The sequence below is a fragment of the Pseudomonas sp. GOM6 genome (assembly GCF_029537485.1).
GTDB lineage: Bacteria > Pseudomonadota > Gammaproteobacteria > Pseudomonadales > Pseudomonadaceae > Aquipseudomonas.
In genome coordinates, this window is the sequence record NZ_JARPUS010000001.1 from 162,191 (window position 1) to 187,616 (window position 25,426).

Annotated in this window: 21 protein-coding genes; 5 read left to right on the forward strand and 16 right to left on the reverse strand. The window is 65.5% G+C overall.

Annotated elements, in window-relative coordinates; genetic code table 11:
* Positions 1-91: 91 nt before the first annotated feature.
* Both P7A97_RS00780 and P7A97_RS00785 read right to left on the reverse strand, forming a co-directional pair.
* Positions 92-2,494 carry a sugar-binding protein gene (locus P7A97_RS00780; RefSeq protein WP_277688018.1) on the reverse strand — a complete coding sequence of 801 codons (2,403 nt, stop codon included), beginning with the start codon at positions 2,492-2,494 and terminating at the stop codon, positions 92-94.
* A 253-nt stretch (positions 2,495-2,747) separates the two neighbouring features.
* A complete protein-coding gene (locus tag P7A97_RS00785) occupies positions 2,748-5,129 on the reverse strand; it encodes a penicillin acylase family protein (protein WP_277688019.1) in 2,382 nt (793 codons plus the stop codon).
* Between the two features lie 104 nt (positions 5,130-5,233).
* Between P7A97_RS00785 and P7A97_RS00790 the strand changes: the two genes are divergently transcribed.
* Complete coding sequence (locus P7A97_RS00790; RefSeq protein ID WP_277688020.1) at positions 5,234-6,262, forward strand: AraC family transcriptional regulator; 1,029 nt, start codon at positions 5,234-5,236, stop codon at positions 6,260-6,262.
* Positions 6,263-6,268: 6 nt separating this feature from the next.
* Here P7A97_RS00790 and ptsP read toward each other — a convergent pair whose 3' ends face one another.
* Both ptsP and P7A97_RS00800 read right to left on the reverse strand, forming a co-directional pair.
* Positions 6,269-8,548 (reverse strand): phosphoenolpyruvate--protein phosphotransferase, encoded by a 2,280-nt coding sequence (gene ptsP / locus P7A97_RS00795; RefSeq protein WP_277688021.1) that lies wholly within the window; start codon positions 8,546-8,548, stop codon positions 6,269-6,271.
* Between the two features lie 11 nt (positions 8,549-8,559).
* Positions 8,560-9,039, reverse strand: coding sequence for an RNA pyrophosphohydrolase (locus P7A97_RS00800; protein ID WP_277688022.1), 480 nt, complete (start codon positions 9,037-9,039; stop codon positions 8,560-8,562).
* Between the two features lie 144 nt (positions 9,040-9,183).
* On the opposite strand from P7A97_RS00800, the gene P7A97_RS00805 reads away from it, so the two are divergent.
* Positions 9,184-9,840 (forward strand): HAD family hydrolase, encoded by a 657-nt coding sequence (locus P7A97_RS00805; RefSeq protein ID WP_277688023.1) that lies wholly within the window; start codon positions 9,184-9,186, stop codon positions 9,838-9,840.
* 1 nt (position 9,841) lies between these two features.
* On the opposite strand, the gene P7A97_RS00810 is transcribed toward P7A97_RS00805, so the two are convergent.
* Genes P7A97_RS00810 through ilvA form a run of 3 tightly spaced genes read right to left on the reverse strand, consistent with a single transcriptional unit; the run spans position 9,842 to position 12,310 of the window.
* Positions 9,842-10,309: a DUF2269 domain-containing protein gene (locus tag P7A97_RS00810; RefSeq protein ID WP_277688024.1), complete on the reverse strand. Its 468-nt coding sequence runs from the start codon at positions 10,307-10,309 to the stop codon at positions 9,842-9,844.
* A gap of 31 nt (positions 10,310-10,340) precedes the next feature.
* Entirely contained in the window at positions 10,341-10,784 is a 444-nt protein-coding gene (locus P7A97_RS00815) for a DUF2269 family protein (protein WP_277688025.1), read from the reverse strand.
* Positions 10,785-10,795: 11 nt separating this feature from the next.
* The gene (gene ilvA, locus P7A97_RS00820) at positions 10,796-12,310 is read right to left on the reverse strand and encodes a threonine ammonia-lyase, biosynthetic (protein ID WP_277688026.1); all 1,515 of its coding nucleotides are present in this window, start codon (positions 12,308-12,310) and stop codon (positions 10,796-10,798) included.
* 138 nt (positions 12,311-12,448) lie between these two features.
* Here ilvA and rpiA point away from each other — a divergent pair, with 138 nt between their 5' ends.
* On the forward strand, positions 12,449-13,120 hold the full coding sequence (gene rpiA, locus P7A97_RS00825) for a ribose-5-phosphate isomerase RpiA (protein WP_277688027.1): 672 nt from the start codon (positions 12,449-12,451) through the stop codon (positions 13,118-13,120).
* 165 nt (positions 13,121-13,285) lie between these two features.
* Here rpiA and P7A97_RS00830 read toward each other — a convergent pair whose 3' ends face one another.
* From P7A97_RS00830 to speB, 5 genes are all read right to left on the reverse strand, one after another.
* The gene (locus tag P7A97_RS00830; protein ID WP_277688028.1) at positions 13,286-14,011 is read right to left on the reverse strand and encodes an MBL fold metallo-hydrolase; all 726 of its coding nucleotides are present in this window, start codon (positions 14,009-14,011) and stop codon (positions 13,286-13,288) included.
* Between the two features lie 62 nt (positions 14,012-14,073).
* Entirely contained in the window at positions 14,074-15,414 is a 1,341-nt protein-coding gene (locus tag P7A97_RS00835) for a cytosine permease (RefSeq protein WP_277688029.1), read from the reverse strand.
* Between the two features lie 97 nt (positions 15,415-15,511).
* Positions 15,512-17,113 (reverse strand): 5-guanidino-2-oxopentanoate decarboxylase, encoded by a 1,602-nt coding sequence (locus P7A97_RS00840; protein ID WP_277688030.1) that lies wholly within the window; start codon positions 17,111-17,113, stop codon positions 15,512-15,514.
* 63 nt (positions 17,114-17,176) lie between these two features.
* Positions 17,177-18,571, reverse strand: a complete 1,395-nt coding sequence (locus P7A97_RS00845; RefSeq protein WP_277688031.1) for a YjiH family protein — start codon at positions 18,569-18,571, stop codon at positions 17,177-17,179.
* 73 nt (positions 18,572-18,644) lie between these two features.
* Complete coding sequence (speB, locus tag P7A97_RS00850) at positions 18,645-19,604, reverse strand: agmatinase (RefSeq protein ID WP_277688032.1); 960 nt, start codon at positions 19,602-19,604, stop codon at positions 18,645-18,647.
* 186 nt (positions 19,605-19,790) lie between these two features.
* Between speB and P7A97_RS00855 the strand changes: the two genes are divergently transcribed.
* Together P7A97_RS00855 and P7A97_RS00860 are read left to right on the forward strand one after the other, a co-directional pair.
* Complete coding sequence (locus P7A97_RS00855; protein ID WP_277688033.1) at positions 19,791-20,684, forward strand: LysR family transcriptional regulator; 894 nt, start codon at positions 19,791-19,793, stop codon at positions 20,682-20,684.
* A gap of 62 nt (positions 20,685-20,746) precedes the next feature.
* Positions 20,747-21,079, forward strand: a complete 333-nt coding sequence (locus P7A97_RS00860) for a YegP family protein (protein ID WP_277688034.1) — start codon at positions 20,747-20,749, stop codon at positions 21,077-21,079.
* 2 nt (positions 21,080-21,081) lie between these two features.
* Here the strand turns inward: P7A97_RS00860 and P7A97_RS00865 are convergent, their stop codons facing one another.
* The 4 genes from P7A97_RS00865 to P7A97_RS00880 form a co-directional block, all read right to left on the reverse strand.
* Positions 21,082-22,005, reverse strand: a complete 924-nt coding sequence (locus P7A97_RS00865; protein WP_277688035.1) for an SdiA-regulated domain-containing protein — start codon at positions 22,003-22,005, stop codon at positions 21,082-21,084.
* A gap of 90 nt (positions 22,006-22,095) precedes the next feature.
* The gene (locus P7A97_RS00870; protein WP_277688036.1) at positions 22,096-22,998 is read right to left on the reverse strand and encodes an SdiA-regulated domain-containing protein; all 903 of its coding nucleotides are present in this window, start codon (positions 22,996-22,998) and stop codon (positions 22,096-22,098) included.
* A gap of 90 nt (positions 22,999-23,088) precedes the next feature.
* Entirely contained in the window at positions 23,089-23,754 is a 666-nt protein-coding gene (locus tag P7A97_RS00875) for a fumarylacetoacetate hydrolase family protein (RefSeq protein ID WP_277688037.1), read from the reverse strand.
* 139 nt (positions 23,755-23,893) lie between these two features.
* Positions 23,894-25,288, reverse strand: coding sequence for an FAD-binding oxidoreductase (locus P7A97_RS00880; RefSeq protein ID WP_277688038.1), 1,395 nt, complete (start codon positions 25,286-25,288; stop codon positions 23,894-23,896).
* Positions 25,289-25,426: the final 138 nt, after the last annotated feature.

The window sequence follows — 25,426 nt, forward strand, 5'->3', positions numbered from 1 at the left end:
ATGAAAGGGCCACTTCGGTGGCCCTTTTGCTTTCTGGCCTGGTGCTCAGGCCCTGCCCGCATCGTAGATGCTGCGGCCAGAGCGGCTTCTGCTAATCAAACAAGGTGAATTCCCGCTGCACCTTGAAGTAGATCTCGCGTTCGGTGAGGTCTCTCTTGTCGATATCCGACGCATAGTCTTTCACCAGGCGCAGCCCCCACATCAGTTGCCATTCCGGGCGCGGTGAGAAGATCTGCGTGTACTCCAGGGTCTGGCTGGTTTCGCGAGCCAGTTCGCTGCCGCGCCAGCGCTCGTTATCGCGCGTGGTCAGGTCGTTGAGCCAGAGCAGGCGGTGGGTCAGGCCGTTGGGGGCGTGATAGAGCGCGGTAAGGGAAAAGAACTGTTCCTTGTAGAGCCGCTCGCCATGGGTATCGAAGTGGCGCAGGGTGAAGTCCGCCATCAGGTCCAGGGCGCCGGTGGTGTAGTGCAGCTTGGGCTTGATCTCGCGCATCTTCCCCAACACCAGGTTGTCGGGGTCGGCGATGGAGCCCCAGCGGCCATCCAGGTGCAGGGTCCAGGGCGCGTAGGGCGATGTCTGGAAAAACCACTGCCAGTAGTGCTCGTCGAAGCGCGGGGCGTTGTCGCCGGCCGACAGGTCGCCCTGATCAATGCGGTTTACGGCACGGTTGCGCTGCTGCCAGCCCAGCCGGGCAATGGTTTGGTAGCTGCCACGGAACTCGCCCCATAGGCCGACGGTGGTTTCCAGTGGCTGGTCATCGGAGTGTGAGCGCATATGCCCGCCAATCAGGTAAGTGCGGATGCGCGACTGGCTTTCATCATCCTCTTTGGCCTGGAAGTACCACTTGCGACCGTAGGCCAGGTTGAGTGCGCGGAAGTCTACGCGGCGGACAAAGCCCAGGTCGGCACGGAAGTCCGGAGATACATCGTAGTAGCGTGCCCAGTAGAGAGATTCCGGGCCGTCGTGGTTGTAGCGCAGCTGCAGGTTGTAGCCGTGCAGGCTGTCGTCGAAATCGGCACGCCTGACGTAGGGCGTGGTGGCGCAGTCGCCCAGCTCGCATTCCGGCTCGGGGGCGGCCTCGGTACAGCCGGCGCTGTTGCAGAGGTCTTCGGCGAAACGCTGCGGGTACTGCGTATCCGACACCATCAGTTGCCCGCGTACCTTGTCGTCGATACCCAGATTGCCGGTGCCGTTCAGGCTGAATACCGCGTTGTGGTAGTCGTCGGCGCTGCGCAGGGTGCTCAACACGCCCAGGCTGTGTTTATCGGATTGAGTTTCGTAGTTGAACGCCGCCGAGCGGCTGCTATCGACCAGGCTGACGATATCCGAGCCGAGGTTGTCGGGCATATAGATCTGCGTTTGCTGGTCTACCGCAGCAAGCACTCCGCTGGTGGCCGTCGGGCTGCTCCACAGGTGGGCCAGGCCCACGTCCGGCTGCACGATATTGCGTGTATAGACCACCTCGTTGAGGGTGCGGAAGTATTCGCGGGCATCGACAAACAGCTCGCGCTTTTCCGGCTCGTAGGGGTCAAAGGGGTCGTTGATGCTGTCGCGGGCGATGTCCGATTCCACGTCCGCGTAGTTGGGGTTTACCGTCATCAGAAACTGGCGGTCGGCGGCGATCCGGTAGTTCAGGTAGGCGCCGGCGGCGTGCAGCGGCTGCTCGTCCACCTGCGCAAAGCGTGCGCCGATATCGCGCTCTTCATCGCGGTTATAGACATAGTGGGGCGTCACGGTCAGGCGCTGGCTGCTGCTGGCAGGGGCGGCGGTCTTTACCGGTTCCCCGGCCAGCACCAGTTTGACGGCGCCGGCCAGCGTACGCTCGACCTGGCGCGGATGGTGGCGCTTGAACAGCAGCAACAATTCCTGGGGATGCGTCGGCGCGCTCGGCAGCAGGCGCAACTGCTCACGCGGGATCGCCATTTCTACCCGGAAGCCGGTTTCGTCAATCTGTGCGGCGGCTTCCCATTGGGCGTCCCAGTCGTACAGATAGCGATCACTGATGCTGTCCTGCAGCACGTCGGATTGACTGCCGTGCGGGTTCACCCTGAACTCGTACTTGCGCAGGCCCTGCCCCGCCGGGTCCAGCACCAACGCCACGTAATCGTCCTCTTTCAGACCGTCGCGCTCACGCACGGCAGAGCGCAGTTTGTCGATCTCCGGATCTGAGGCATCAAAGGAAACGTAGAGGTGGGTGTCGGTCAGCCCGACCCGCACGCGGGTGGCCACGCCGGCCTTGCGCAGCCGCACCGGGAACACTTCGTACTGGATGGGGATGTCGTCGAGGCTGTGCCAGAAGGCATCTGAGAGGTCGCCGTCAATGAGCGGCGCGTCGAGCCGGATATAAATCAATTGCCGCGGAATCTGTGGGGTGGCCATCGCTGCGCTGTCGGCTGACGCTGCCTCGGTGGCTTCCGCGTCCTGATCGCCCAGAATTTCCTGGGCGCCGGTGTGTTGGCCAGTCCATAGCAGCGCCACTAACAGCCACAGGGGCAATCCCTTGCACCGGCCCAAGGCAACCTCCCTTCTTGCTCTTGTCGCATCAGTCGGGTTCGCATCTGCGCGTCTTCCAGAGCATAGCAAAGCGCGATTTCACGACTGCGGGGGGCGTGTGAGCGGTTACCGGATGATGCCGCGGGCGGGCAGAAGTCGCGCCTTGCCGTGCTCGCAGCCAAAAACGCCGCGACTCCTGTGCGAAATCGCGGCGCTGTTTCCGAGTGGCCCGTAGGCCAGGCTCGTTACGGGTTTTTCAATCCGCCGGTTGCAGGCTCAGGGTCGAGCGGGTATTGGCCCGCACATCCTCTTCGCTCAGGTGCATGGGCACGTACTGCCCGTTGATATAGGCCTCGGCCTGGTCCGCGTAGTGCACGTCGAAGGGCACGCCGCTCTGGCCGACCGGGTTGCTGCCCAGGCCTTTGCTGGCGTCGGCCAGGTCGATCAGGCGGCGGGTCGAGGGGCCGTAGAGCACCGACCAGGGCGCCGGGCCGACGCGGTGCGAGAGGTTGTTCGGTACTTCATGGCCGCCGGGGGCAGCGAAGGGGCCGACGTTGAACAGCAGGTCCAGTGGCTTCTGTGCGCCCAGCGGGTGCTGGTGGCTGAGGGTATGACCCTGGCCCCATTGCCACTCGCTGCTGTCGCTGCCGAAGGTCTGTTGCAGGTGTGCAATGCTCTGGCGCCAGGCGGCGGCGACGGTGTCGCGGCGGCTTTCCTGCGCGGCAGTACCGCGCTTGTCCCACCAGGCCGCGTCGGCATCGGCAGTCAGGCGCGGCAGGGCCACGTCGAGCACACGGGTCTGCAGCAGGCTGTCGAAGAAGGCGTCGCCCAGTTCGTCGCGCATGGCCTGGTTGGCCAGCTCATAGGTGAGCTGGTTGAACAGGGTGGCGGCGATGGAGTCCAGCGGGTGGCCGCCGTTCCAGTTGGCCAGTTGCTCAACCAGGGCGCGCTCGCTGTCGTCCGCCGCTGCGCTGCGCAGGTCGTCGAGGATCGGTGCGAGCAGGCGCGGGCCGTAGCCGGTGCCGTCGTCCAGCTGCAGGGCCTGGTTGTTGTGGGTGTCCCATTGCACGCCCGGCTCGGCCAGGCGCTCATTCAGGCGCGCGCCGCGGTCGGCCAGGTTGTAGTAGCCGGGAATCGCCACGCCTGTCGGCGATTGCGGCTGGTAGTTGGCGGAGATGATGTAGCCGCGCGCCGGGTTTTCTTCCTGTGGGTTGGCGCTGAAGGGCAGGAAACCGTGCTTGGCCGCCTCGCCGCTGGCGCCATCCAGAATAAAGCTGGGGTTCACGCCTTCTGGACGCTGCGGCAGCTTGGCGGCGGCCCACCAGCCGATGTCGCCGCTGGCGTTGGCGTAGATCACGTTGAGCCCGGGGGCTTCGATCTTCTCCACGGCGGTGCGGGCCTTGTCCAGGCTGTCGGCGCGGCCCAGCTGGTAGAAGGCATCGAGGATCGGGTTCTCGGTTTCCAGGAAGGCCCACCACATGGCAATCGGCGTCTTGCCGGCATTGGCGCCGAGGGCGTCGTTGACGATGGGGCCGTGGGGCGAACGGCGCAGGGTCAGCTTGACCGGTTCGCCGTCCTTGACCTGGATGGTTTCCTCGCGGCTTTGCAGCTCGGCCCACTGGCCGTCGATCCACACCTGGTTGGGGTTTTCCGGATTGACCTTCTCGGCGATGAGGTCGAGGTCGTCGTTCTGGAACATGGTCAGGCTCCAGGCGAACTGCGTGTTGTGGCCGAGCGAGGCGTAGGGGTTGAGCGCCTGGTGGTGACCATATAGCTCGAAGCCGGGGTAGCTCAGGTGCGCCTCGTACCACACCGCCGGCACGGCGAAGCGGATATGCGGGTCGCCGGCCAGCAGCGGCTTGCCGCTGGCGGTGCGGCTGCCGGAAATGGCCCAGGCGTTGCTGCCTTCGAACTGCGGCAGGCCGGCGTCGACCAGCGCCTGCTGGCTCAATGCTGCCAGCCTGTTGAGGCCGCGCCAGTCGTCCGCGCCCAGGCGTTGGGCCACGGCACCCTCGGGGTGCCAGGCGAGGTCGAAGACCTTGAGGTAGTCGCTGCCGAGCTGGTCGCGCACATAGGTCAGCACCGGCTCGGTACGGAAGGCGGCGGCGAAGCTGTAGGCCATGTAGCCGGCCACCGAGACGGTGTCCTCGACGGTGAAGGGGCGCTTGGCGATGCGCAGCAGGTCGAACTCGACCGGCGCCGGGCGGCTGGCCTGGTACTGGTTGATACCGTCCAGGTAAGCCTGCAGTGCCTTGACCGCCGGGCTGTTGCGGTCGAGGGTCTTGGCGTAGCGGTCGGCGTGCTCGCGAATACCCAGGGTGCGGAACAGGCGGTCGGTGTCGACCAGCTTGGCGCCCAGCACCTCGGCCAGCTCGCCGCGCGCCAGGCGGCGCAGCATCTCCATCTGGAACAGGCGGTCCTGGGCGTGAACGAAGCCCAGGGCGCGGTACATATCGATCTCGTTCTGCGCCTGGATATGCGGCACGCCGCGCTCGTCGTAGCGCACCTCGACCGGTGCTTGCAGCCCGGCCAGGGGCAGATCGCCGTCGCGCAATGGGTTCTTGCTGTGGGCGTACCAGGTGGCGCCGGCGGCGACGGCGGCCACCGCGATGGCCAGGACAGTCAGGCTGCGTTTCATGAAGCACTCCTTGTTGTTATGCGGCCATTCTGAGCAGTGCTTCGGTCACCGGCATTGACCGTTGGCTGCATGGCTGGAATTCTTCGGTCAATCGAGGAGCTTTCATGAGTCTGTCTGCCAATAGCGCCCCACTGAGCCAGTCCGCCACCCTGCGGCGCCTGCTGTACGAGGCGTTGAACGAGCTCGGTCACGAGCCGGCGGTGATCTACCGCGGCGCCAACCAGCATCGACGGCTGGTGCCGCCGCCCAGTGAGGGGCGCCTGAGTCACGACGAGGCGCCGTTGTTCTGGCTGGCCGCCGATGCCCTGACCGGCGATGCCGATATCGGCCTGCACCTGGGCGAGGTGATGAAGCCGCGCCTGCTCGACGTGGTCGGCTATCTGCTGCTGGCCAGCCGCGACCTGGAGCAGGCGTTGCGCAGCTTCCTGCGTTTCCAGCACATTCTTGCCGGTGGCTTTGCGGCCCAGATGCGTGTTGAGGGCGAGCGCGCCTGCCTGGTGCTGGATATCAACTACCGGGGTTTCGGCCCGCTGCGCCAGCAGATGGAGTGCCTGGCGCTGCTGTTTATCAAGCTGCTACGGCTGATCAGTGACGATGAGTTTCGTCCGCTGGCCGTGGACTTCCGCCATGCCAGGCCGCGCAAGCTGACCGAGCATCGCCGGCTGTTCGGCCTGCAGCCGCAGTTTGCCTGCGCGCACGATGCACTGTGGTTTTCCGTCAGCCTGCTCAAGCGTCCGTCGCGCAACTCAAACCCCGAGCTGCACCGCCTGCTCTGGCAGCATGCCGAAACGCAGCTGGCGGCGCTGGTGGAGAATGACCTGCTCAATCGTCTGCGTTACCTGCTAAACCTGCGGCTGGGCCAGGCCGATTGCTCGCTGCGCGCCTGCGCCGCCGAGCTTGGCTTGGAGCCGGTCGCCCTGCAACGTGGCCTGGCCGCCCAGGGCAGCCACCTGCGCCAGGTGCGCGAGGCAGTGCAGCAGATGAGGGCGCAGGAGCTGTTGCAGGCCGGCGAGTCCATCCGCGAAGTGGCACGGGCCTGTGGCTTCGCCGAGCTGTCGCCGTTCTATCGGGCGTTCAAGCGCTGGTTTGGCGTCGCCCCGGATGCTTACCGCAATCGGCTGGCGTCTGGCTGAGCCAGCTCAGCTCTGGATGGTCGCCGCCGGGTTGATCACCCGGCCCAGGCCGAGGTTGCGAAGGGCCAGGTGCAGGGCGCTGTGGATCACTTGCGGGTTGTCGATGCGCATCAGCTGGTCGAGCAGCTCGCGGGCCTTGGTCGAGCTGATCTGGCGCAGCAGCCACTTCACCTTGGGCAGGTTAGTGGCGTTCATCGACAGGCTGTCGAAGCCCATGGCCAGCAGCAGCACGGCCATGGCCGGGTCGCCCGCCATCTCGCCGCAGATGCTCACTGGTTTGCCTTCGGCATGGGCGCCGTCGACGATCAGGCGCAGCGCGCCGAGGACCGCCGGGTGGAGGAAGTCGTAGAGGTCGGCGACCCGCGGGTTGTTGCGATCCACCGCCAGCAGGTACTGGGTCAGGTCGTTCGAGCCGACCGAAAGGAAGTCGACCTGATGCGCCATTTCGCGGATCTGGTAGACGGCGGCGGGAATCTCGATCATCACGCCCACGGGTGGCATGGGCACGTCGACGCCTTCGTCGCGCACTTCGCCCCAGGCACGGTGGATCAGGTGCAGGGATTCTTCCAGCTCCTGCAGCCCGGAGATCATCGGCAGGAGGATGCGCAGGTTGTTCAGGCCCTCGCTGGCCTTGAGCATGGCGCGTACCTGGACCAGGAAGATTTCCGGGTGGTCGAGGGTGACGCGGATGCCGCGCCAGCCGAGGAAGGGGTTGTCTTCCTTGATCGGGAAATAGGGCAGGGACTTGTCACCGCCGATATCCAGGGTGCGCATGGTCACCGGCAGCGGGTGGAAGGCCTGTAGCTGCTCGCGGTAGGTGGCCAGCTGCTCCTTTTCGCTGGGGAAGCGCTCGCCGTTCATGAACGGCACTTCCGTGCGGTACAGGCCGACGCCTTCGGCGCCGCGCTCCTGGGCGCGTTTCACATCGGCCAGCAGGCCGGTATTGACCCACAGCGGCATACGTTGGCCGTCCAGCGTCTCGCACGGCAGTTCGCGCAGGGCGTCGAGGCCCTGGGCCAGCTGGCGCTCTTCCTCGACCACTTCGGCGTACTGCTTGCGCAGCACTTCGCTGGGGTTGGTGAAGACTTCACCGTGGTAACCGTCGACGATCAGCTGGATGCCATCGACCTTGGAGTAGGGCAGGTCGACCACGCCCATGACGGTGGGAATGCCCATGGCGCGGGCCAGGATCGCTACATGCGAGTTGCCCGAGCCTTGTACCGAGACCAGGCCGGCCAGCTTGCCTTCCGGCACCTGGCCGAGCATGGCCGGCGAAAGCTCCTCGCTGACCAGAATGCTGTTGTCCGGGTAGACCAGGCTCTGCTTGCGTTCTTCCTGCAGGTAGGCGAGCAGGCGCCGGCCGAGGTCGCGCACATCGCTGGCACGCTCGCGCAGGTAGGCGTCGTCCATCAGCTCAAAGCGTTTGACGTGCTCGGTGACTACCTGGCGCAGCGCGCCCTGGGCCCACTGGCCGGTCTTGATGACCTTGCGCACTTCGCTGCCGAGGGCGTTGTCGTCGAGCATCATCAGGTAGACGTCGAACAGCGCCAGTTCTTCCTTGCGCAGCTGGTTGGCGAGTTTTGCGGACAGCTCCTGCATGTCCTCGCGCACCCAGTCCAGGGCCTTGCCGAACAGTTCCAGCTCGGCCGCGATATCGTCGATCGGTTTGTCCGGAACCACGTTGAGGTCGGCCGGCGGCAGTACCACTACGGCCGTACCGACGGCGGCGCCAGGCGCGCCCGGTACACCGACGAAACGGGCCTCCTGGATACCCTTGCCCTGCTTGCCCAGGCCGCGGATCGAGCCGGTGGCCTCGGCATGGGCGATGACGCCGGCGAGCTGGGCGCTCATGGTGACCAGGAAGGCTTCCTCGCCCTCGTCGAACTGGCGGCGTTCCTTCTGCTGCACCACCAGGACGCCCATCACCCGGCGGTGGTGGATGATCGGTGCGCCGAGGAAGGAGGCGTAGCGTTCCTCGCCGGTTTCCTTGAAGTAGCGGTAACGCGGGTGTTCGGAGGCGTGTTCGAGGTTGAGCGGCTCCTCGCGGGTGCCGACCAGGCCGACCAGGCCCTCGTTGGGCGCCATGCTGACCTTGCCGATGGAGCGCTTGTTGAGACCGTCGGTGGCCATCAGCACGAAGCGGTTGCTCTCGGGGTCGAGCAGGTAGACCGAGCAGACCTGGCTGCCCATGGCCTCCTTGACCCGCTGCACGATGATCGTCAGCGCCGCCTTGAGATCCTTGGCGGCGTTTACTTCCTGAACGATCTTGCGCAGCGTGTTGAGCATGCTTGCTTCCGTCAGTCGCGCGCCAACAGGCGCGGGGCGAGTTCCTTGAGGGCGCGACGGTAGACCTCGCGCTTGAAGCTGACTACCTGGTTGAGCGGGTACCAGTAGCTGACCCAGCGCCAGCCATCGAACTCCGGCTTGCCGGTGACGTCCATGCGTACCCGCTCCTCCGCGCCGGTCAGGCGCAGGAGGAACCATTTCTGTTTCTGGCCGATGCACAGCGGCTGACTGTGTGTGCGGACCAGACGTTGCGGCAGACGATAGCGCAACCAGCCGCGGGTGCAGGCAAGAATCTTCACATCCTGCTGCTCCAGTCCCACTTCTTCGTTGAGCTCGCGGTACAGCGCCTGCTCGGGCGACTCCTGCGGGTTGATACCGCCCTGGGGGAACTGCCAGGCGTCCTGGTTGATCCGCCGCGCCCACAGCACCTGGCCGACATCATTGGTCAGAATGATGCCGACATTGGGGCGGAATCCATCGGAGTCGATCACGGCAGAGCACCTCGAAAACGCAAGTCCCGGCATTGTTCCACAAAGCTCTCCAGCGCAGCAAACGCGCGGCCCTGGCCGTGGGCAGTGGCAGCGAAAAAGGCTATTCTGGCGGCCCTTTTGGCCTAGCGATTCAGGTATCCCGACGTGCGACTCGCCCTTTTCGACCTCGACAACACCCTGCTCGCCGGTGACAGCGACCACAGCTGGGGCGAATTCCTCTGCGAAACGGGCCGCGTCGATGCCGTCGAATACCGCGCGCGCAACGATGCCTTCTACGCCGACTACTGTGCCGGCAAGCTCGATGTGGTGGCTTACCAGAGCTTCACCCAGGCCATTCTCAGCCGCACCGACGCTGCCGAACTGGCGCAGTGGCAGGCGGAGTTCATGCGCGATGTGATCGAACCGATCATCCTGGCCAAGGGCGAGGCGTTACTGGCGCAGCACCGTGAGGCCAGCGACAAGCTGGTGATCATCACCGCCACCAACCGCTTCGTCACCGCGCCGATTGCCCAGCGTTTGGGCGTGGAGACGCTGATCGCCACCGAATGCGGCATGCAGGATGGTCGCTACACCGGCCAGGTCGCCGGTGTGCCCTGCTACCAGGGCGGCAAGGTGACGCGTCTCAACGAGTGGCTGGCCGAGACGGGCCACAACCTGGATGGCGCCTATTTCTACAGCGATTCGCGCAACGACCTGCCGCTGCTGGAGGCCGTGGCCAACCCGGTAGCCGTCGACCCGGACGACACGCTGCGTGCCACGGCGCTGGAGCGCGGCTGGCCAGTGATCAGCTTGCGCGACTGATTCAGAGCGGCTTGGCCACCATCAGCCAGAAGATGGCGATGAAGGCGATAAAGGCCGGCCAGCCCAGGACGAACCAGATACGCATATAGAGGTGGGCGCGTGGCGGCAGCTCCGTGCCGTCGCGCAGCGCCTTGGCCGCCATATTGCGCACCAGGATCTGCAGCCACAGCACCGGCAGCCAGCACAGCCCGGCGAAGACGAACAGCCCGACGCTCCACAGCAGCCACAGCTGATTCAGCGGCCAGCCAGCGACCTTGGCCAGGGCCAGCCCGCTGAGGGGTTGGAACACGGCGGTGGTGGCGATGAACAGCCAGTCGGCCGTGACTAGGTGGCGGAAGGTTGTGGCGATTACCTGCAGGTTACCGCTGCGCCAGGCGCGCAGGGCGTAGTAGGCCGAGCCCAGGCCGAAGCCGAACAGCAGGGTGGCGGAGAGGATGTGCAGGGTCTTGAGCAGCAGGTACAGGCTCATGGCTGCTGCTCGCGAAACGGGGAAAACATCATCAGGCCGGCTTGGCCCCCATCAGCGCGAAGATCGCCAGCAGCAGCACGAACATCAGCCCGGCGTAGGCCAGCACGAAGCGCAGCAGTTTTACCGGCACATCGCCGGCGGCGACAGCTTGCTGCCAGGCACCCAGGCGGTGGTGCAGGAGCAGGCCGAACAGCATCAGCAGGCCAAACAGCTTGGCGCTGAACAGCAACCAGCTGGCGCCCAGCGACAGGCCGACGGTATGCACCAGCCACCAGCCGCTGACCGGCAGGCTCAGGGTCAGCAGGCCGATGGCCGGCATGCTGTACAGGCGGGTGATGCGCAGCTTGCGACTGAGCACGGCAGCATCGCCCGAGCGATGTGCTTTCCACAGCATAAAGGCGTGGGCGATGAAACCCGCCAGGATCAGCACGGCGGGAATCAGGTGGGCGTACTTCAGCAGTTGGTAATGTTCCATCACTGCATTCCTTATCCGAGGAACAGTTTGTAGGCGGGATTGTCGCTCTCGTCCCAGTAGGGGTAGCCGATGGCGTCGAAGGCCGCGGGAATCTGCCCGCGTTCGTCCGCCGGCACCTGCAGCGCAGCCAGCACGCGGCCGTCGGCGGCGCCGTGGTTGCGGTAGTGGAACATGGTGATGTTCCAGCGCCCACCCAGGCGGTTGAGGAAGTTGAACAGCGCGCCCGGTCGCTCGGGGAACTCGAAGCGGAACACCACTTCATCGGCCACCGCCGCGGAGTGGCCACCCACGGTGTGACGGATATGCAGCTTGGCCAGTTCGTTGTCGGTCAGGTCGAGCACCGGGAAACCCTGTTCGCGCAGGCTTTCAACCAGTGCGGCGCGCGGGTCGTTTTCCGGGTGGGTCTGCACGCCGACGAAGATGTGTGCTTCGCGGTCGGTGTGGTAGCGGTAGTTGAACTCGGTGATCTGGCGCTTGCCGATGGCCTCGCAGAAGGCCTTGAAACTGCCCGGGCGCTCGGGGATGGTCACGGCGATGATCGCCTCGCGCTTCTCGCCCAGTTCGGCGCGTTCGGCCACATGGCGCAGGCGGTCGAAGTTGACGTTGGCGCCGGAGTCGATGCCGACCAGTACCTGGCCCTGAACGCCTTCGCGCTCCACGTATTTCTTGATGCCGGCCACGGACAATGCGCCGGCTGGCTCGGTGATCGAGCGGGTGTCGTCGTAGATGTCCTTGATCGCCGCGCAGATCTCGTCGGTGCTGACGGTGATCACCTCGTCGACATGGTCCTTGCAGATATCGAAGGTGTGCTGGCCGATCTGCGCCACGGCCACGCCGTCGGCGAACAGGCCTACGGTGGGCAGCACCACGCGCTCGCCGGCGGCCATGGCGGCCTGCAGACAGTTGGAGTCTTCCGGTTCGACGCCGATGACCTTGATCTCCGGGCGCAGGTACTTCACGTAGGCGGCGATGCCGGCGATCAGGCCGCCGCCTCCGACCGGCACGAAGATGGCGTCCAGCTGGCCCGGCTGCTGGCGCAGGATTTCCATGGCCGCGGTGCCCTGCCCGGCGATCACCAGCGGGTCGTCATAGGGGTGGATGTAGGTGTAGCCCTTCTCTTCCACCAGCTTCAACGAGTGCGCCAGCGCCTCGGGGAAGGCGTCGCCGTGCAGCACCACCTTGCCGCCGCGCGACCGTACGCCCTGCACCTTGAGTTCCGGGGTGGTACGCGGCATGACGATGGTCGCCTTCACGCCCAGGTGCTTGGCGGCCAGGGCCAGGCCCTGGGCGTGGTTGCCGGCCGAGGCGGTGACCACGCCGCGCTCCAGCTCTTCGGCAGTGAGCTGGGCCAGCTTGTTGTAGGCGCCGCGAATCTTGAACGAGTACACCGGCTGCAGATCCTCGCGCTTGAGCAGAATCTGGTTGCCCAGGCGCTCGGTGAGCTGGCGGGCAGGTTGCAGCGGGGTTTCCACCGCGACGTCGTAGACGCGCGAGGTCAGGGTCTTCTTGACGTACTGTTCGAGCATTCGGGCGATCTTTGCAGGTAAGGCGGGACGGGCCAGTCTACCCCAGCGATTCGCCGTGCGACCACAGAGAATGCGGGGTTTTTGCCCGCCGTGCGGCTATAATTCGCGGCTCCGTTTCCTCCCAGGCGCAGAACCGCAATGACCCAGGATCAGCTCAAGCAGGCCGTGGCCCAGGCCGCCGTCGACCATATCCTTCCCTTTCTCGACAGCAAGAGCGTGATCGGCGTCGGCACCGGCTCCACCGCCAATTGCTTCATCGACGCCCTGGCTCAGCACAAGATGGCTTTCGATGGCGCCGTGGCCAGCTCGGAAGCCACCGCCGCGCGCCTCAAGGGCCATGGCATCCCGGTGTATGACCTCAACGCCGTGGACGGCCTGGAGTTCTACATCGACGGCGCCGACGAGAGTGACGAGCACCTCAACCTGATCAAGGGCGGCGGCGCCGCGCTGACCCGCGAGAAGATCGTCGCGGCGGTGGCCAAGACCTTTATCTGCATCGCCGACGGCAGCAAGCTGGTGCCGGTACTCGGCGCCTTCCCGCTGCCGGTGGAAGTGATTCCCATGGCCCGTAGCCACGTGGCCCGCCAGTTGGTGAAGCTGGGCGGCGACCCGGTCTATCGCGAGGGCGTGGTCACCGACAACGGCAACATCATCCTCGACGTGCACAACATGAGCATCGTTGATCCGGTGAAGCTGGAGGCGGATATCAACGCCATCGTCGGTGTGGTCACCAACGGCCTGTTCGCCGCGCGCCCGGCCGACCTGCTGCTGCTCGGCACCGCCGAGGGCGTGAAGACGCTGAAGGTCTGATCGCCCCGAGCAAAAGGAACCCGGCCTCGGCCGGGTTTTTTGTGCCTGCAAGCATTCTGTAGGAGGGGCCTTGGCCGCGACCGGGAGAGCTTCGTGTGGCGTGGGTCGCGGCCAAGGCCCCTCCTACGGGTGGTGTTGCCTGGAGTTATCGCGGCGTTTGGCTGGTCAGGGATGCTCGACGAACCAGCGGTCGATCAGCTCACGCAGGCGCTCGCCGGAGAAGCTGGCGAAGTGGCCGCCGTGCACCCTGCGTACCGGCAGGCGGCGCAGGCGTTCGAGGCTGGCGGCGTAGTCGGCCAGGTTGGAGTGGTAGGCGTCTTCGATCAGCGGGCCGTCATAGACGATGTCGCCGCTGAACAGGGTCTGCGTGGCGGCTTCCCACAGGCTGATGCCGCCAGGTGAATGGCCGGGGGTGTGCAGCACCTGCAGCACGCGGTCGCCGAGATCGAGCACATCGCCTTCCTCGATCAGGCGTGTGGCTGGTGCGGCCTTCACCCGGTATTCGGCGTAGCACAGCGGGCAGTCCGGATGCGCCTCGAACATCTCGTCGCCGACGAAGGCGGCGGCCAGGGTGTTGTCGCCGTTCGGCGCGGCGAGGATATCGGCCTCGGCCGGATGACACAGGCGTTCGGCGAATTCGTGGTGGCCGGCGATATGATCGAAGTGGGTGTGGCTGGCCACGGCTAGCAGCGGCTTGTCGGTCAGCCACGGCAGCTGTTCGCGCAGGCTGACCAGGCCGGAGCCGGAGTCGACCAGCACGTCGCGTTCGCGCCCGCTGATATGCCACAGGTTGCAGCGATAGAAGGGCCGTATGTAGGGCTCGTGGATCAGGCGCACGCCGTCTTCCAGACGCTGCACCTCGAACCAGCGGTCTTTACTGACGATCTTCATGGCAGCTCCTTGCACAGAGGCCGCCTTGTGGCGGCCTCTGTAGTCTCTACTGGGATGGGCGATCAGGCCAGGCGCGCGCGCGGCACCAGTACCCAGCGGCGCAGCACGGTGTAGCTGGCGGCAGTGATGAGGAACACCGGCAGCGAGGCGCCCCAGGCCAGCGGCGAGACCCAGCCCCAGTAGTAGGCCAGCACCGCACCCAGACCATAGGCGGCGAAGGCCGCCGGGTTGAAGCCAGCGACATAGCGGTAGCGACCGCCGTCCTCGCTGAGCAGGTCGTCGACCGCGTACTGGCCGCGCTGAATCAGGAAGAAGTCGGCGATCAGCACGGCGAAGGCCGGGATGAAGACGCTGCCGATCACCAGCAGGAAGCTCTGGAAGTTGTCGAGGATGCCGGGGATCTGCGAGCCGGCCACCGACAGCACGCCGATCACCAGGGCCGGCTTCCAGAACGGGGTCTTTGGGCGCATGTTCAGGTACGACAGGCTGGCGCTGTACACGCACATCACGTTGGTGGTCATCACCGAGAGGAACACCACGATGGCCGCCGGTAGGCCGAAGCCGAAGCCGGCCAGCAGCACCGCCGGGTCGTAGGTCTGCTCCATGCCGCCGAGCACCGAGAAGCCGGAGACGGTGGCGCCCAGGCCCATGGCCAGCAGGGTGGCGGCGACGTAGCCGACCCAGGTGCCGACCGCCGCGACGCCCTGGCTGCGGCAGTTGCGGTTGTAGTCGGCGGCCAGCGGAATCCAGGAGAAGGCAGTGGCGATGACGATGTCGAAAGCGATGCCAGGGGTGATCTCGTTGCGCGGCTCCACCGGCATGCTCAGCAGGCTGGTGAACTCGAACTTCTGCCCCATCACGTAGAACACCGCGCCGGCGAGCAGCAGCATGCCGATGGCGGCCCAGCGCTCGACGCGCTCGATGCCCAGGTGGCCGCGCAGGGCGATCAGCAGCACCAGGGTTTCGCAGAGGATGGTGAACAGCGGCAGGTTGCTGTAGCCGGTGACGTGTTCCACCGCATAGTTGAGGCTCATGCCCGCCAGCAGCGCCTGGATCCAGCTCCAGGCCAGCAGGGTCAGCAGGTTGACCAGCGAGGGCAGTTTGGCGCCGTGCACGCCGTAGCTGCCGCGGGCCAGGACCATGGTGGTGAGGCCGGTGCGCTGGCCCATCAGGCCGACCAAGACCAGCGGCAGGATGCCGATGGCCGAGCCGCACAACACGATCAGCATGGCCTGCAGGAACGGCAGGTCCGGCACCAGCAGCATGCCGGTGAGGATGGTGGTGACCACTACGTTGGCACCCAGCCACAGGGCGGTGGTGCCACCGAGGCCGAGGCTGCGGTGGCTGGCGTCGGTGGCGGCGAGGCCATCCTGGCCAAAGTGTTGGGTCAGTTTGTCGAGCATGCTGTGACTCCCCGTTTGGTTATTGGTATGGATCGGCAGTCAGTGAGGTGGTGCTTGTTGTTATGCCCCGGCCCGCACGAAGGCGAGCCGGTGGGTATTACGGGTGGAACGGCGCCTGCTCAAGCACCTCGATGACCAGGGGGCGATCATGCGGTGCGCTGGTCAGCAGCTCGGCCAGGTGCGCATGGTCACGCGCACGTTCGGCGACGCAGCCATAGCCACGGGCGATGGCGATCAGGTCCGGGGTGTAGATGTCCACGCCAATCGGGGTGATGTCGCGGCGCTCCATGTAGCGCTTGATCTCGCCGTAGCCGCTGTTGTTCCACAGCAATATGACGATGCCGACGCCGGCTTCCACTGCGCTGGCCAGCTCTGGCAGGGTGAACTGGATGCCGCCGTCGCCGATCAGGCACACCACCGGGCGCGCCGGTTCGGCCAGCTTGGCACCGATGGCCGCCGGCAGGCCGTAACCGAGGGTGCCGTAGCCGGTGGACGAGTTGAACCAGCGCCGCGCGCCATCCAGTTCGACCAGGTGGTTGCCGCTGTACACGGTCTGCGTCGAGTCGCCGACGAAGCGGGCCTCCGGCAAGGTCTGCAGGACGGTATCGAACAGTGCGCGGTAGTGCGTCCAGCCGCTGAAGCCTTCGGCCAGCTGCGCCTGCACGGCGCCGGTGCGTTGTGCGCCAGGGCTGTCCGGGTTGGCGCTGCGCGCCGGCAGCAGCTCCAGCAGACCGCGCATGGCGCTACGCGCATCGCTGTGAATGGCGATGCTCGGCGCATGGTTGCGCATCAGCTGCTGCGGGTCGATGTCGATGCGGATCAGTTCGCCGCCGAGCTTGAAGTTGCCGTCGAACACCACGTCGTAGTCGGTTTCGCCCAGCTCGGTGCCGATCGCCAGCACCACGTCGGCGTCCAGCGCCAGTTCGCGCACCGGCACCAGCGACTGGTTGCTGCCCAGCAGCAGTGGGTGGCCGGGCGGCAGCAGGCCCTTGGCGTTGATGGTCAGCGCGGTCGGTGCGTCCAGCGCGGCGGCCAGGGCACGGGCTTCGGCCTGTGCCTCGACGCAACCGCCACCGAGCAATAGCAATGGCTTCTCGGCCCTGGCCAGCTTGGCTGCCGCTTCATGCAGTGGCGAGCGGGCCGGCGCCGGGCGCGCCAGCTGCACGCGCGGCTGCACCTGCATATGCCCCGCCGGGGCGGTGATGATGTCCAGCGGCAGCTCGATATGCACCGGACGCGGGCGCTCACTGTCGAACACGGCGAAGGCGCGGGCCAGCACCGCCGGCAGCTCCTCGACGCTCATCAGGGTGTGGCTGAAGGCGCTGACGCCGGCGACCATGGCGCGCTGGTCCGGCAGCTCGTGCAGGTAGCCCTTGCCCAGGCCCAGACGGTTGCGCTCGTTGACGCTGGAGATCACCAGCATGGGGATCGAATCGGCGTAGGACTGGCCCATGGCGGTGAGGATATTGGTCATGCCCGGGCCGGTGATGATGAAGCACACGCCCGGCTTGCCGCTGGCGCGCGCGTAGCCGTCGGCCATAAAGCCGGCACCCTGTTCATGGCGCGGGGTGATGTGACGGATGCTGCTGCCCGGCAGACCGCGATAGAGCTCGACGGTGTGCACGCCGGGGATGCCGAACACGGTGTCGACGCCCCAGGCTTCCAGTTGTTTGACGAGGAATTCGCCGCAGGTGGTCATGCTGAAATCCTGTAGTGAACGCCAAGGCCCCTCTCCCGTGGGGAGAGGGGCCGGCGGTATGCCTTAACCGACGATCCAGTGCGCCATCAGCGCGATGATCGGCAGGGTGATCAGGGTACGGATGATGAAGATGACGAACAGTTCGAGAATGTTCAGCGGCAGCTTGGCCTTGATGATCAGCACGCCGACCTCGGACATGTAGATCAGCTGGGTCAGCGACACACAGGCCACCACGAAGCGGGTCAGCTCGCTCTCGATACCCTTGCCCAGCACGGCGGGCAGGAACATGTCGGCGAAGCCCACCAGGATGGCCGGTGCGGCCTTGGCGGCTTCCGGCAGCTGCAGCGCTTCGAGCAGCGGCACGATCGGGTAGGACAGCCAGTTGAAGATCGGGGTGAACTCGGCGATGGCCAGCGACAGGGTGCCGATGGCCATCACCAGCGGCAACAGGCCAAGCCAGATGTCGACCACGTTGTGTACGCCGATGCGCACCATCTGCAGCGGCGAGGGATTGGCGTTGGCGCGGGTCACGGCCTGGCTCAGGCCCCAGCGCAGCAGCGAGGTGCCGGCCGGCACGTCTTCGCTGATCTGCTTGCCGACGCCGGGCATGTAGTCGTCCTTCTTCCACGACAGCGGCGGGATGCGCGGGGTGATGATGGCGGCGGCCAGGCCGGCGACTACCACGGTCAGGTAGAAGGGCACGAACAGGTGGTCGAGCTTCATGAAGCTGGTGATCAGCAGGCTGAAGGCGATCGAGGCGATGGAGAAGTTGGTGGCGATCACCGCCGCCTCACGCGCGCTGTAGAAGCCTTTCTGGTACTGCTGGGCGGTGATCAGCACGCCGACGGTGCCCGAGCCGAGCCAGGAAGCGATGGCGTCGATGGCCGAGCGGCCCGGCAGGCCGAACACCTTGCGGAATGCGTTGCGCACCAGGGTGCCGATGAACTCCATCAGGCCGTAGTCGGTCAGCAGCGGCAGCACCAGGCCGGCGACCAGGAAGAAGGTGATCAGCACCGGCGCCAGGTCTTTCAGCACCACGCCGCCGGTGTTGGCGTTCCAGATCCACTCCGGGCCGAACTGCCAGAAGGTCATGGCGGCGAACAGCGCGCCGAGCACGCGCAGGCCGAGCCAGAGAGGATGCAGCACGAACAACTCGCGCAGCGCCGGGCGCTCGCTGATCCAGCGCGGCTTGAACAGGCTGCCGAACAGGCCGCAGACGGCGGAGAACAGCAACAGGCCGGTGGCGATGGCCGGCAACTGGGCGGCCAGCGACGCCTTGAGCGCATCGGCCATCACGCCGAGGCCGATGGTGACCTTGTCTTCGTAGACGATGGGGGTGAGGAACAGCAGTACGCCGAGCAGCGAGGGGATCAGGAAGATCAGCAGCTGGCGCAGGTTGAAGCGGGTTGCACGGGGCGGCTGGTCATCCAGCAGCGGCATGGATTCTTCGTGGTTCATCTTGGCACCCTATTTATTGTTGTAGTGCCCGGGCGCCTGGACGCCCGGATCGGATAAAAGGCCGGGGCGGCGCCTAGCGGCGCTGCACGCCCGGCAGCACGCAGAGCATTTCGTAGAGCAGGTTGGCGCCCAGCAGCGAGGTGTTGCCGGTGGTGTCGTAGGGCGGCGAGACCTCGACCAGATCGCCACCGATGATGTCCAGGCCCTGGCAGCCGCGGATGATCTCCATCGCCTGGATGGTGGTCAGGCCGCCGATCTCCGGGGTGCCGGTGCCCGGCGCCCAGGCCGGGTCGATGCCGTCGATGTCGAACGACAGGTACACCGGGCCGCCGCCGACCTTCTCGCGCACTTCGGCCATCAGCGGCTCCAGCGACTTGTGCCAGCACTCTTCGGCCTGCACCACGCGGAAGCCCTGCTTGCGGCTCCAGTTGAAGTCCTCGGCGGTGTAGCCCTGGGCGCGCAGGCCGATCTGCACCACGCGCTGGCTGTCCAGCAGGCCCTCTTCCTGGGCTCGGCGGAAGGTGGTGCCGTGGGCGATCTTCTCGCCGAACATGTGGTCGTTCACATCGGCGTGGGCGTCGATATGCACCAGGCCGATCTTGCCGTACTTCTTGTGCAGGGCACGCAGGATCGGCAGGGTGATGGTGTGGTCGCCACCCAGGGTCAGCGGCTTGATGCCGAGCTCGACGATCTCGTCGTAGGCCTCTTCGATGATGCGCACGGCGTCGAGCAGGTTGAAGGTGTTGATCGCCACGTCGCCAATGTCGGCCACGTTGATCGAGTCGAACGGCGCGGCGCCGGTGGCCATGTTGTAGGGGCGGATCATCACCGACTGGGCGCGGATCTCGCGCGGGCCGAAGCGGGTGCCGGAGCGCAGCGAGGTGCCGATGTCCAGCGGCACGCCGACGAAGGCGGCATCGAGCTGGCGTTTTTCCTCGGTGGTCTGGATATGCGGCAGGCGCATCATGGTGGCGATGCCGCCGAAGCGGGGCATTTCATTGCCGCCCAGGGGCTGGTGCAGGATCTTGTCCATGGGTGGGCCTCACGGTGTTGTCTTGTAATGAACCCGGGGCGGTCGAGCGTCCCGGGCGAAGCGTGGGCCCGATTCTTCTGCGCTGGGGCGACAAAAAGAATCGCTGTGGCGAAATAATTACTTCATGAATTTCTAAACTAATCGTCGCCGCCTTAGGATGGGCGCCTAATCGAATGGACTGTGCCCATGACCCTAGCCTTGCCCGATCTCAAGCTGCTGCGCATCTTCGCCAGCGTGGTGCGCTGCCAGGGCTTCGCCGCTGCCCAGCAGGAGCTCAACCTGTCCACCTCGGCGATCAGCACCTACATGAGCCAGCTGGAAAGCCAGCTGGGCCTGGTGCTTTGCCACCGCGGTCGTGGCGGCTTCAGCCTGACCAGCAAGGGCGAGCTGTTCCATCAGGAGTGCTTGCGCCTGCTCGCTGAACTGGAAGGTTTCGAGCGCTATTCGGCGGCGCTCAAGGGTGAGCTGCGCGGCACCCTGAACCTCGGTGTATTGGATTCCACCGTGGGCGATCCAGCGCTGCCGTTGGCGGAAGTGATCGGCGTGTACAGCGAGGAGCATCCTGCCGTGCACCTGCACCTGGCGGTGCAGAGCCCGGCCGAGTTGCAGCTGGGGGTGCTGGAGAATCGCCTGGATCTGGCCATCGGCGCCTTCTACACACGCACCAATGGCCTGGTCTATCAGGCGTTGTACCGCGAGCAGCACTGGCTGTACTGCAGCGACCGCCATCCATTGTTCGGCCAGCGCCGCATACCGGCGGAGGTGATCACCCAGCAGCGCATGGTCGGGCGCGGCTACTGGAGCCAGAACGAACTGGCCCGGCATGGTTTCAAGCACAGCGCCGCGACGGTGGAGTCGATGGAGGCGCAGCTGATTCTGGTGCTGTCCGGCGCCTACATCGGCTATCTGCCGGAGCACTATGCGCAGTCCTGGGTCGAGCAGGGGCGACTCAAGGTGCTGCTGCCGACCACCTTCGGCTACCAGGCACCGTTCAGTCTGGCGCTGCGCCGCGGGCGGTCGCGCGAACCGCTGATCCAGAGTTTCCGCGATCTGTTGCGCGGGCAGCTGAACCCCACCTGAGCAAGCGGATTGGCTGTCAGCGTCTAGGCTTGGTGAACCTTCCCCACGACAGGAGTCAGACCATGGCCAGTAAATTTCACCTGAAAACTGCCAAAGACGGCCAATTCCACTTCAACCTGCTCGCTGGCAACGGCGAGATCATCCTCACCAGTGAGCTGTACAAGGCCAAGGACTCGGCGCTGAATGGCATCGAGTCCGTGCGTAAGAACTCGCAGCGCGACGGGGCCTTCGAGGTCAAGGCCGCGGCCGGCGGCAAGTTTCACTTCGTGCTCAAGGCCACCAACGGCCAGGTGGTCGGCCAGAGCCAGTTGTATGCCAGCGAGGCCGGTGCCGTGGCCGGTACCGAGTCGGTGAAGAAGAATGCGCCGCAGGCGGCGCTGCAAGACGAGAGCTGAGGCTATTCGGCGGGTTGTTTCTCGAAGACGTAGAACAGGTTCGGCTCGCTCACCAGGTAGAGCCGGCCCTGCTCGTCCATGGCCACGCCTTCGGCCTGCGGCACACTCTTTTCCAGCCCCTGGCGGCCACCGAGCAGCGACAATGCGCTGATCGGCCGCCCATCGGCATTTAGCTCCAATACCAGGCGCGATTCGTCCGACAGGGCCATCAGGTGTCCGCTGCGCTCGTCGTATTGCAGGCTGGATAGGTCACGCACGAACAGTCGGGCATCGCGCTCCGGGTCGTCCACCACATGCACGGCGAAGGGTTTGTCTGGATTGGTGTGGGGGAAGCCATGGATCTCGTAGATGCTCACCGGGTCGCGCTCCTTGGCCACGAACAGGCGCTGTCGCTGGCTGTCGTAGGCCAGACCCTCGAAGCCCTTGTTGCCGTTGAGGCCGATGCCGAGCGACAGTTGCTGCGACTCGGCGGCGTCGACGAAGAGGGTGTCGTCATCCAGGCGTACCTTGACCAGGCGCTGCAGGCGCTCGTCGGTGATCACGTAGATCCCGCGGCTGATGTATTCGATAGCCTCCGGGTCGCCGAAGCCCACCAGGGGCACTTTTCGCAGCACCCGGCCATCGAGGGACAGTTCGACGATATGCGGCTTCTGGTTGGTCACGGTAAACAGGCTGCGCCGGTCCGGGTCGTAGGTCAGGGCCGAGACATCATCGTCCAGCCCCTCTATCGGCTGGGCCTGCAGGGTGGCGACATAGTCCGGCAGCCAGGCCGATTGCTCGCGCCACTCGCTGGCATGGCGCCATTCCTGCACCAGGAACCAGCCGCGCTCGAACAGGCGAAACTGCTGGGCCGCGATGGCGGCGAGCGATAGCAGAAGCAGCACTACAGCCGACAGGAGCACACGGGGACGGATCAGGCGCCGCATGATGAGTTTCCATGATGGGGGAGGCGGCATGGAAACATGCCTGGCTGAATTAAAGCTTAAGTTGCGCGCGCCGGACCGCAGTGCCGGCGTTTAGCCGCGAGAATCCTTGCGAAATACGTAGAACAGATTGGGTTCGCTGACCATGTAGATGGTGCCTTCCTCGTCCATGGCTACGCCTTCGGCACGGGGAATTCGCCGCTCCAGGCCGCTCTGGCCACCGATCAGGCTGATGAAACTGACCGGCTCACCCTGCTCGTCCAACTCCAGCAGCAGGTGGGACTGGGCCGAAAGGGCGAGTACGTGGCCCGTGCGTGGATCGACGCTGAGCGCCGACAGGTTACGCATGCCCAGGCCATAGCTGGGCAGGGGGTGCAACTCGCTCTGCAGCAGGCGCTGGCCGTCGCTGCCGAGGCCAAACATGGCGGGGCTGCGTTCTTTGCCCAGTAGCAGGCGCTGTTGCGCGGGGTCCCAGGCCACGCCTTCGAAGCCCTTGTTGCCGGCATCCGGGAAGCCCAGGTCGAAGGGGTTGCCGTCGGCAATATCCAGCTCGAAGGTGTCCGGGGTGAGCTCGAAGATCGACAGGTTGCGTTTGCGCTCATCGGCGACGGCGATCTTGCCGTTCTCCAGCACTGCCACGCCCTCGGGGTTTGAGAAGCCCTTGAGGGCAATGCGCCGCAGGACCTCGCCGGTACGGCTGAGCTCCACCAGCATCGGCAGCTTGCCGGTGACGGTGAACAGGGTGCCGGTCAGCGGGCTGTAGGCCAGGTCAGAGGTTTCGTCCTCCTCCAGGCCGTCCAGCGGTTTGCTCTGGATGCTGGCGGTGTAGCCGGGCAGCCAGATACTGGCAGCGCGGGCGCTGGCCGGTGTGTCCCGCTCCTTGAGCCAGAGCTGGGCGCGATCATCCCAGTGCTGGTAGTGAGCGAGCAGGGCCAGGCCGGCCAGGGTAGTGGTCAGCAGCGCGAAGCGGCGGAGGGGGCGGGAAAATGAGGGCATCGACTACTGCTCGAAAGAACGATCCCCTCAGACTACTGAGTCAGGGTGAAAGTTCTGTGAAGAGCGGCGGGTATGCCCGCCGCTGGTAACTCAGAGGACCCGGCTGGCGAAGCGCGACAGGCCGCTCAGTTCGATTTCCAGGCTTTCGCCGCTGGTCAGCGGGCCCACGCCGGCGGGCGTGCCGGTGGATACCACGTCGCCCGGTTGCAGGCTGAAATGGGCGGCGATGTGTCGGATCAGCGGCACGATGGGGTTGAGCATGTCGCGGCTATTGCCGTCCTGGCGCACCTGGCCGTCGATGCTCAGGCGGATGCCGATGTCGCGCACGTCCTCCACCGCATCGGCGGCGACGAAGGGCGCCAGCACGTAGGCGCCGTCGAAACTCTTGGCCAGCTCCCAGGGCAGGCCCTTTTCCTTCAGTTTGGCCTGTACGTCGCGCAGGGTCAGGTCCAGCGCCGGGGCGTAGCCGGAGATGGCGTCCAGTACTTCTTCTTCGCTGGGCTTCTTCGACAGCGGCTTGCCGATCAGCACGGCAATTTCCGCCTCGAAATGCACGGCGCCGCGATCCTGCGGGATGGCGAAGCCGCCAGCCATCGGCACGGTGCAGCTGCCCGGCTTGATGAACAGCAGCGGCTCGGTGGGAATCGGGTTGTTCAGCTCGGCGGCGTGCTCGGCGTAGTTGCGCCCGACGCAGACCACCTTGCCCAGCGGGAAGTGGATCGGGGTGCCGTCGGTGTACTGGTGCTGATAGCTCATGGACCGCTCCTCGGATAGGGGCATTGATTTCCCTCTCCCTCTGGGAGAGGGCTAGGGTGAGGGTGCAGCAGGCGGTTCGGTGTGGCCTGGCAACCCCTCACCCCCGGCCCCTCTCCCGAGGGGAGAGGGGGGATAGGGCTCAAACCGGGAAGATCTTGCCCGGGTTCATGATGCCGTTCGGATCGAATACGGCCTTGATCGCCTTCATGTAGCCGATCTCGGCTTCCGAGCGGCTGTAATGCAGGTAATCGCGCTTGGTCATGCCCACGCCGTGCTCGGCGCTGATCGAGCCGTTGTACTTCTGCACGGTCTCGAACACCCACTGGTTGACGATCGCGCACTTGGCGAAGAACTCGTCCTTGGACAGGTTCTCCGGCTTGAGGATGTTCAGGTGCAGGTTGCCGTCGCCGATATGACCGAACCACACCACTTCGAAGTCCGGGTAGTTGGCCTCGACGATGCGGTCGATGTCGTGCAGGAAGGCTGGCACCTTGCCGACGGTGACCGAGATGTCGTTCTTGTACGGCGTCCAGTGGCTGATGGTCTCGGAGATGTACTCGCGCAGCTTCCACAGGTTCTCCAGCTGCTGCTGGCTCTGGCTCATCACACCGTCCAGTACCCAGCCCTGCTCGACACAGTGCTCGAAGGTCTCCAGCGCCTGGTTGGCGACTTCCTCGGTGGTGGCCTCGAATTCCAGCAGGGCATAGAACGGGCAGTCGGTCTCGAAGGCCGGTGGCACGTCGCCACGGGCCATGATCTTGGCCAGCGCCTTGTCCGAGAAGAACTCGAAGGCGGTCAGGTCCAGCTTGTTCTGGAAGGCGTGCAGCACCGGCATGATCGAGTCGAAGTCCGGGGTGCCGAGGACCATGGCGGTGAGGTTCTTCGGCGCGCGTTCCAGGCGCATGGTCGCTTCGACGACGAAGCCCAGGGTGCCTTCGGCGCCGATGAACAGCTGGCGCATGTCGTAGCCGGTAGCGTTCTTGATCAGGTCACGGTTCAGCTCCAGCAGCTCGCCGGTGCCGGTCACCACTTTCAGGCCGGCCACCCAGTTACGGGTCATGCCGTAGCGGATCACTTTGATGCCACCGGCGTTGGTGCCGATGTTGCCGCCCAGCTGGCTGGAGCCGGAGGAGGCGAAGTCCACCGGGTAGTACAGGCCCTTGTCTTCGGCGTACTGCTGCAACTGCTTGGTGACCACGCCCGGCTGGCACACCACGGTGCGGTCGAATTCGTTGAATTCGAGAATCTGGTTCATATAGTCGAATGCGACTACGACTTCGCCATTGGCGGCGACGGCGGCGGCGGACAGACCTGTGCGACCGCCCGAAGGCACCAGGGCAACCTTGTGGGCGTTGGCCCAGCGCACGATGGCCTGCACCTGCTCGACGGTCTTGGGGAAGACGATGGCGGTCGGTGCCGGGGCGAAGTGCTTGGTCCAATCCTTGCCATAGGCGTTCAGCGAGTCGGCGTCGGTCAGCACCTTGCCGGCCTCCACCAGGGTCTTCAGCTCGTCGATCAGGGCAGGATTGGTCATCTGGGAACTCTCGAACAATTCATGGTCACCCTGAGAACGCTTCATCGCCCAGGGGTGGCAGTTTCGCGGGGCGCGTATGTTAGCATACGCACCCCGCAGATCGTGCCTCCCCGCCGATCTACGGGCTGGCCAAGGCCA

Coding starts and splice junctions, on each gene's coding strand:
- P7A97_RS00785 (WP_277688019.1), bottom strand. CDS start 5,129: ATGAAACGCAGCCTGACTGTCCTGGCCATCGCGGTGGCCGCCGTCGCC.
- P7A97_RS00790 (WP_277688020.1), top strand. CDS start 5,234: ATGAGTCTGTCTGCCAATAGCGCCCCACTGAGCCAGTCCGCCACCCTG.
- ptsP (WP_277688021.1), bottom strand. CDS start 8,548: ATGCTCAACACGCTGCGCAAGATCGTTCAGGAAGTAAACGCCGCCAAG.
- P7A97_RS00810 (WP_277688024.1), bottom strand. CDS start 10,309: ATGAGCCTGTACCTGCTGCTCAAGACCCTGCACATCCTCTCCGCCACC.
- P7A97_RS00815 (WP_277688025.1), bottom strand. CDS start 10,784: ATGGAACATTACCAACTGCTGAAGTACGCCCACCTGATTCCCGCCGTG.
- ilvA (WP_277688026.1), bottom strand. CDS start 12,310: ATGCTCGAACAGTACGTCAAGAAGACCCTGACCTCGCGCGTCTACGAC.
- rpiA (WP_277688027.1), top strand. CDS start 12,449: ATGACCCAGGATCAGCTCAAGCAGGCCGTGGCCCAGGCCGCCGTCGAC.
- P7A97_RS00830 (WP_277688028.1), bottom strand. CDS start 14,011: ATGAAGATCGTCAGTAAAGACCGCTGGTTCGAGGTGCAGCGTCTGGAA.
- P7A97_RS00835 (WP_277688029.1), bottom strand. CDS start 15,414: ATGCTCGACAAACTGACCCAACACTTTGGCCAGGATGGCCTCGCCGCC.
- P7A97_RS00840 (WP_277688030.1), bottom strand. CDS start 17,113: ATGACCACCTGCGGCGAATTCCTCGTCAAACAACTGGAAGCCTGGGGC.
- P7A97_RS00845 (WP_277688031.1), bottom strand. CDS start 18,571: ATGAACCACGAAGAATCCATGCCGCTGCTGGATGACCAGCCGCCCCGT.
- speB (WP_277688032.1), bottom strand. CDS start 19,604: ATGGACAAGATCCTGCACCAGCCCCTGGGCGGCAATGAAATGCCCCGC.
- P7A97_RS00855 (WP_277688033.1), top strand. CDS start 19,791: ATGACCCTAGCCTTGCCCGATCTCAAGCTGCTGCGCATCTTCGCCAGC.
- P7A97_RS00860 (WP_277688034.1), top strand. CDS start 20,747: ATGGCCAGTAAATTTCACCTGAAAACTGCCAAAGACGGCCAATTCCAC.
- P7A97_RS00865 (WP_277688035.1), bottom strand. CDS start 22,005: ATGCGGCGCCTGATCCGTCCCCGTGTGCTCCTGTCGGCTGTAGTGCTG.
- P7A97_RS00870 (WP_277688036.1), bottom strand. CDS start 22,998: ATGCCCTCATTTTCCCGCCCCCTCCGCCGCTTCGCGCTGCTGACCACT.
- P7A97_RS00875 (WP_277688037.1), bottom strand. CDS start 23,754: ATGAGCTATCAGCACCAGTACACCGACGGCACCCCGATCCACTTCCCG.
- P7A97_RS00880 (WP_277688038.1), bottom strand. CDS start 25,288: ATGACCAATCCTGCCCTGATCGACGAGCTGAAGACCCTGGTGGAGGCC.